The following is a 6681-nucleotide window of genomic DNA, read 5'->3' as shown; positions in this document are numbered from 1 at the left end:
AAGACCACAACATCTTTCCATAACAACTTTGTTTTTTAGTTCATTATAAAGTTAATAAAGATCGATGAAGTGGTCTTAATTTTTATTGAACGCGATTATAATTCCTCACTTTTTATGTAAGTTTGTAGCCAATATTTTACGCTCTTAATCTGGCACAATGAATAACAAAATAAAATTTGCAATGGTTGCATTCGTAGCCATTATTTCTATCGCAGGCTGTCAAAAAGAAATCAATTATAATGATCCCAATGGGAATAATTGTAAGCTAAGCAACCTCGTATTATCTTTACCTGGTTTAGGAGATTTTGGTCTATCATTTACTTATGATGCTTCAGGAAAATTGATCAAAGCAGTAAGCAATGATGATACGATGAACTATGCTTACTTTACAAATAAAATCACTGCAACTGATCAGGATGGTAAAGTTAGAGAAATCTTATTATCAAACGGCAGAGCAGTAAGCAGTTCAGCTCCAGATTACATACAGATTAATGGAATGAGTTATGACATTAAGAGGAATTATACTTTTAATGCAGAGGGCTACCTGGCTACAGTAAAGAATTATGTAAATAGCGAGCTAAATTCTACAGATGTAATTACTTACACCAATGGTAACCTCACAAAATCAGAGGTAACATTTGCACTCGGTGGCGATAAGGAAACCACAGTTTATGAATATTCAAATGCGCTTGCCGTTAATACTTATGAAATGGCCGATCCAATGAGCACTCATGTTGATTATTTCCCGGGTAAATATTATGGTATTCAATCAAAAAATGTTTTGATAAAATCTACCACAACATATTCTAATCCAACTAATGCAGCAATCTCCAGTGTGATGGTAACTGATCATAAATATCAGTTCGATGCAAAAGGAAATGCAACATCTATAAGTTTAGATACTAAAACTTACGATGATCAATCAGGTAAATTGGTGTTAATTGATGAGTATTTAATTACCAATAAACTCACTTACGATTGTAAATAAATGAGCTCAATTTTATAAAGCCGCAATTTGATTGCGGCTTTTTTTTATTTCTTGAGCGTATCATCAATAACACTAAGCAAGCCATTCGAATACGAATCATCGCTCAACTCCCAAAACATAATGCCATTTAGCTTATAGTCAACAACATATTTGGTTTTTAAAGCGATTGATTTTGGATCATCAAAAGTGGCCATTTGTTTAGTAGCTGCATTATAATAATAGGGTGCTTTTGCTTCATTATCCCAATAATATTTAAAGCCATTATTTTCGGTAAACTGATTTTGAAACTGCTTGTAAGAAACACCGCTTAAAAATTTTGTGGGTTGGTATAAACCCTGATTAGCATCTGTAGTATTCTGAAAAATTCGAGCATAAAATGCCGCACCCAAAGCTATCTTTTCTGCAGGAACACCTATTTTGATCATTTCTTTAATCGCGTAGTCTGCTGATAAAGTCAATTGAGAAGTTGAAAATAAGGCAGTATGGTGACCGCTTTGTGTAGCATAGCCACTTACTAAATCATAACTCATCAAATTAACCCGGTTTACTAAAGGCATTACTTTTTTCCATTCAAAGCAAGAATCAATACAGTTTTTGGTACCGCCAGCAGCGAAGCTAATTTCTGCTTTTTTACCTAACCTTTTTCTAAGTGATTGGATTAATAACGTGAAGTTTTGTTTATCATCTTCCGTATACCTATGACCAGGAAAGCCAGCTACGGCGGGGTACTCCCAATCAATGTCTATCCCATCAGCATGGAAGTAATCTAATAATTCTTTAGTGGTTTTTGCAAATGTCTCGCGACCATTCTTTCTGCTAAATACTTCCGAACATGGCGCACAAGCACTCCATCCGCCCATGGCAATCATCACTTTTAAATCTTTGTTGCGACTTTTAAGTTCCACCATTTTCGAAATCAAAGCCGAATCTTTAGCATTATTAATATGTAAACTGTCGCCTTTCAAATGGCCAAAACTGAAAATTAAATGGCTTAATTTTTCTACTGGAAAGCTATCGATTAAGGTTCCGCCGCCACCAGTATAATATGCAATTACATTGGGCTTTGCGGTTTTTTGTGCTCTTGAATTAAATCCAAAAAGAAGCAAGGCTACAGTTAAGATTAAAATTGGCCAAGAAGGATTGGATAGGGATTTTGTTTGGTGGTTCAAGGTTGTTGGTTTTTAAGGTTCAGCAATAATATTTTGCAGTTCGTTTAACTCTGCAACTTTCTCCGTTGCACCCGCATTTTCATAGGCCGAAATCAAATTTCTGATTACCCTGCGAATGATATCGGTATTGCTGCACGGACGGTAATATTCAGGCAAGGATTCTAAATTCAGCTGACGCAAAAATTGATCAACATCGTGTTTTCCGAAAATATTGCCACGGTTAAAAGCATTGATATAGAAAAGTACACCATACTCCGTACCTTCCTGTTTGCTTTCATCAATAAAACCCAATATAAAATGCTGTGGTAAATTGATGCCGTAAATGGGTAAATCCAATTTTTGCGCCAAAGTAGAATAAATAATGGCTAATGATATTTGGTTTCCTTTTTTACTTTCCAACACCTGGTTCAGGTAAGAATTCTGTGGATCATGATGATTTTTAGTATTTCCACCGAAACCATATTGTTGATATAGAATGTGGTTAATCAATTTAACTTTCTCTACCGAACTCATCTCATACTGCAACCCCAACCAGATATCTCTTTTGATTTCCTCAATTTGGTTAATCACTTTTTGCTCATCCAAATCGGGGTATTGATAACGATTGATAATTAAAGCACCTTGCAATAAATCAAAAGCACCACTCAAATACCACAAATGTAAGTCCTCTTTAACGGTTTTAAACTGAATCTGATGTACGATGTTTTCAATACGCTCTTGCAAAAGACCATCAAAAGATTGCTCCCAAGCATTTTCCAAATAATGAATTACTTCGCCACCATATTCAAGCAACTTCTGCTCAACATGCTGATAAACTTCCTCATCTGGATCATCCAACAATTTAACTAATGCACTTATCTCTGCGATATTTTCCATAAAACATACAACCGTTTGCCGCGTTTAATTACTTTTGCAATATTATGCTATTTCAATTTATTACCGATTATATTAAACACCGTTTAACAGCGAAAACCCGTCACGGAACGCACTCGCCCTTTGTGTACAAGCTCGCTGATGAGGTAATTTACGATTTTAACGATAAATCTCCATACAAAAACATCGAAGCGCAGCGAAAAAAACTTTTTTCTGACGATTCGATAATCACCGTGACCGATCTAGGTGCGGGTTCTCATCTTAATAAAAACAGAACTAAAAAGGTAAGTCAGATTGCTAAAAATGCATTGAAAAGTCCGCGATTGGCTAAGTTGATTTATCGATTGGCCCAGGATACAAATCCAAAAACGGCTATAGAGTTGGGTACCTGTTTGGGCATTACTTCTTCATATTTGGCAAAGGCTTGTCCTGATGCAGAAATTATAACCATTGAAGGTTGCCCACAAACGGCAGAGGTTGCAAAACAGAATTTTCAAGATTTAAACTTAAATAATATCGAGCTTCATGTGGGTAATTTTGATTTAATTTTACCAGATATTATCGCAAAGCAGCCTACACTCGATTTTGTTTATATTGATGGTAACCACCGCAAAGATGCTACCTTAAATTATTTTAAATGGTGTTTGCCAAAAATTACCGAAAATTCTTTGCTCGTTTTTGATGATATTTATTGGAGCGAAGGAATGAAAGAAGCCTGGGAAGAAATTAAAAACCACCCTGATGTAACGGTCACAGTGGATTTGTTTTGGATTGGGTTGGCGTATTTCAAAAAAGGACAAGCTAAAGAGCATTTTAAATTGAAGTTTAATCAGTAAAATATTTGATTAATTTAACGAAATGACAACTGAACCAAAACTCGAGGGTATACAAAAACTATCAGCCTTATATATATTGTTGATTAGCCTTTGCGCCGGTATTTTGGGGTATTTCATTTCACTGTTTTGGTCAATCGATGTACTCACCCATATCATGTTTGGTTGGGATATTTTTTCACTCGTGCTCATTTCTTTGCATTGGTATATGTTTTTCAATACTTCGGCGAGCGAAACTCGATTGAAAGCAAAAATGCAGGATGAAACTAAGGAAGAGATCTTTACCATTGTGCTCATTTCAACTTTTGCTGGTTTATTAGCTGTGGTTTTATTATTAATCAATAAAGATGTGGAGCCAGCCGATCTCATTATAGCCATCTCCGGCATGTTTTTATCCTGGTTCTTAGTGCACACTACTTTCAGTATGCGTTATGCACATCTTTTTTACGGGGATAGCGATGCTAACGAAGGATCGGGCTTGGATTTTCCAGGTAATGAAGCACCAGATTTTGTAGATTTCGCATACTTTTCTTTCGTACTGGGCATGACATTTCAAGTTTCTGACGTAGAAATTTCCTCTCGACAAATCCGCAGGCTTTCTTTGCTGCACAGTTTAATCGCATTTATCTTTAATACTGTTATTGTTGCTTTAACCATTAATGCCTTGGCGGGATTAAGTAAGTAATAAATTTCAATATTTTCATTTCGAAAAACGAACCTTCTTCGTTTTGTAAAATCTTATTGCTATTTTTTATCATTAATAACTCATTATCTTTCAGTCAGTTAATATAGACATTTAATTTTATAACTGATAAATCAGGAATATAACTTATAAATTAGTTGTATAACTGAAAAATAAGTTATAAGTTTGATTATGGAAGAATTAACCAAAACGGAAGAACGCATTATGCAAATTTTGTGGAAGCTGGAAAAGGCTTTTGTAAAAGACATTATCGATGAATTGGACGATGAACCAAAGCCACCTTACAATACCATTTCATCAATTGTTAGGCTTCTAGAGAAAAAAGGTTACATCAATTATAAAGCCTATGGCAAAACCTATGAATATTTTCCAGCCATAACAAAAGAGGAATACACTAAAACCACATTCTCTAAACTTTTCTCTGGTTATTTTGATAATTCGCCAACCAGTTTATTATCGTTTATGGTAAAGGAAGAAAAATTGAGTGAAAAGGATATAGAAGAAATTCAAAAGATCATTAACCAAAACCATAAGTCATGATTTTAATTTATTTATTGAAAGTTTCGGCTTGTACTTTAATCTTTTTTGCGGCCTATCAGTTCCTGTTAGCAAGGCTCACTTTTTTTAAATTGAATCGGTTGTATTTATTATCAGCTCTGCTTTTCAGCTTTATCATTCCAGCTTTAACCATTGAGAGTAAACGTGAAGTTTTGATTAATAAACAAGCTACCAATACGGAGATAGCTTACAGTAGCCAGTCTGGTTTTGAAAAAGATTTCGAACTGGAACATTTAGAAAATGATTCATCCATTAACTGGAATCAAGCTTTGGAGTATTTGTATGTTACAGTTTTAGCAGCTTTGATAATCCGCACTTTGGCAATGATTGGTTTTGTCAAATTCTCCATCAATAAAAATATTTCATCACAACAGGGAAAGCTTATTTTGGTTAGGGCTAATTCAAAAATTAAAAATTGTTCATTTCTCAATAAAATTATCGTCGACGAATCTTTATCTAAAGAGGATAAAGATTTGGTAATCAGGCATGAATCTGCACACGTAAACCAAGCACATGCGTTCGATAAGTTATTGGTGAATTTTGCGGCAAATATTTTATGGTTTAACCCCATTATTTATTTCTGGAGAAATGCAATCGACCACAACCATGAGTTTTTGGCAGATTACGAAACACTAAAAACTGCAGATAAAAAAGCCTATGCATCACTGCTGTTAAATTTGGCCATTCCATCAAGTAGTTTGGCCACCCACAGTTTTAGTAAACTTCCATTAAAAAAAAGAATTATGATGTTATACAAAAAACCTAACCCGAACATGAAAAAGCTTGTTTATTTTTCTGTAATTCCTTTGCTCGCCATTTGCTTATTGGCATTTGTAAACCGTAAAGAAGTTATTGTAACCAAGAACGTGGTAGGTGAAGAAAATTCTTTTACACATGCTAATGTGTATAAGCAGAATTTTTTTAAAACTGCTATAGTTCTAGATCCAAATGCAAAACCTGCGTTTAATGAAACAGAAGTGGTTTTGGTTCTTGATGCAGGACATGGCGGTAAGGACGCCGCTTCAGTTGCTTTGGATGGGCAAAGGGAAAAAGACATGAATTTGCGGGCTGTTAATATTTTAAAGGAAGAAGCTGCAAAACGCGGCATACAAATTCGCTTAACCAGAAGTAGTGATGAATTTGTTTCACTTCGTGATCGATTACCCATACAAGCTGCAACTGCATTTATTTCCATCCATCATAATGCTACACCTAAAAATTCACCGGCTGCTTTTGGAGGAATAGAAGTGTATGTTTCCAAACTAAATAAGAATATTAAAGTTGCTGAAGAATTAGGCGCTGTAATTTTAAGCAATCTAAAGAAGGCAGGCGGGATTAATGTTCAGGATTCACTTAAAAATGGAAATCTGTTGCTGTTGCGAGAATCGAAAACACCAGCAATTTTAATTGAATTGGGCAACATCACCGACCAAAAAAGGTACTGTTATAAATTCCAAATATTTAGACAAAAAAGTATTTTTGTATTCTAAAGAAGTTCAGCCACTGAACTATCTTGCGTAGTCTCGATTTTCGGATCGAGGCTACTACTTTTGTGGT

7 protein-coding genes are annotated in these 6681 nt (G+C 34.9%); 5 read left to right on the top strand and 2 right to left on the bottom strand.

Annotation, left to right across the window (positions count from 1 at the left end; translation table 11 throughout):
• Positions 1 to 157: 157 nt before the first annotated feature.
• Positions 158 to 988, top strand: a complete 831-nt coding sequence (locus LUA91_RS20565) for a hypothetical protein (RefSeq protein WP_231427996.1) — start codon at positions 158 to 160, stop codon at positions 986 to 988.
• 44 nt (positions 989 to 1032) lie between these two features.
• Here the strand turns inward: LUA91_RS20565 and LUA91_RS20560 are convergent, their stop codons facing one another.
• On the bottom strand, positions 1033 to 2157 hold the full coding sequence (locus LUA91_RS20560; RefSeq protein ID WP_231427995.1) for a glycoside hydrolase family 18 protein: 1125 nt from the start codon (positions 2155 to 2157) through the stop codon (positions 1033 to 1035).
• A gap of 12 nt (positions 2158 to 2169) precedes the next feature.
• Complete coding sequence (locus tag LUA91_RS20555; protein ID WP_231427994.1) at positions 2170 to 3033, bottom strand: transglutaminase-like domain-containing protein; 864 nt, start codon at positions 3031 to 3033, stop codon at positions 2170 to 2172.
• Positions 3034 to 3077: 44 nt separating this feature from the next.
• Here LUA91_RS20555 and LUA91_RS20550 point away from each other — a divergent pair, with 44 nt between their 5' ends.
• The 4 genes from LUA91_RS20550 to LUA91_RS20535 all read left to right on the top strand — a co-directional run bounded on the left by LUA91_RS20550 (position 3078) and on the right by LUA91_RS20535 (position 6614).
• A complete protein-coding gene (locus LUA91_RS20550; protein ID WP_231427993.1) occupies positions 3078 to 3866 on the top strand; it encodes an O-methyltransferase in 789 nt (262 codons plus the stop codon).
• A 22-nt stretch (positions 3867 to 3888) separates the two neighbouring features.
• Positions 3889 to 4548 carry a DUF1345 domain-containing protein gene (locus LUA91_RS20545; RefSeq protein ID WP_231427992.1) on the top strand — a complete coding sequence of 220 codons (660 nt, stop codon included), beginning with the start codon at positions 3889 to 3891 and terminating at the stop codon, positions 4546 to 4548.
• A gap of 189 nt (positions 4549 to 4737) precedes the next feature.
• Positions 4738 to 5106, top strand: a complete 369-nt coding sequence (locus tag LUA91_RS20540) for a BlaI/MecI/CopY family transcriptional regulator (RefSeq protein WP_231427991.1) — start codon at positions 4738 to 4740, stop codon at positions 5104 to 5106.
• Positions 5103 to 6614: an N-acetylmuramoyl-L-alanine amidase gene (locus tag LUA91_RS20535; RefSeq protein WP_231427990.1), complete on the top strand. Its 1512-nt coding sequence runs from the start codon at positions 5103 to 5105 to the stop codon at positions 6612 to 6614. The genes LUA91_RS20540 and LUA91_RS20535 overlap by 4 nt, the downstream gene beginning before the upstream one ends.
• Positions 6615 to 6681: the final 67 nt, after the last annotated feature.

Source organism: Pedobacter sp. Leaf250, assembly GCF_920984735.1.
Classification (GTDB): domain Bacteria; phylum Bacteroidota; class Bacteroidia; order Sphingobacteriales; family Sphingobacteriaceae; genus Pedobacter.
This window is presented reverse-complemented; position numbering and strand designations above follow the sequence as displayed.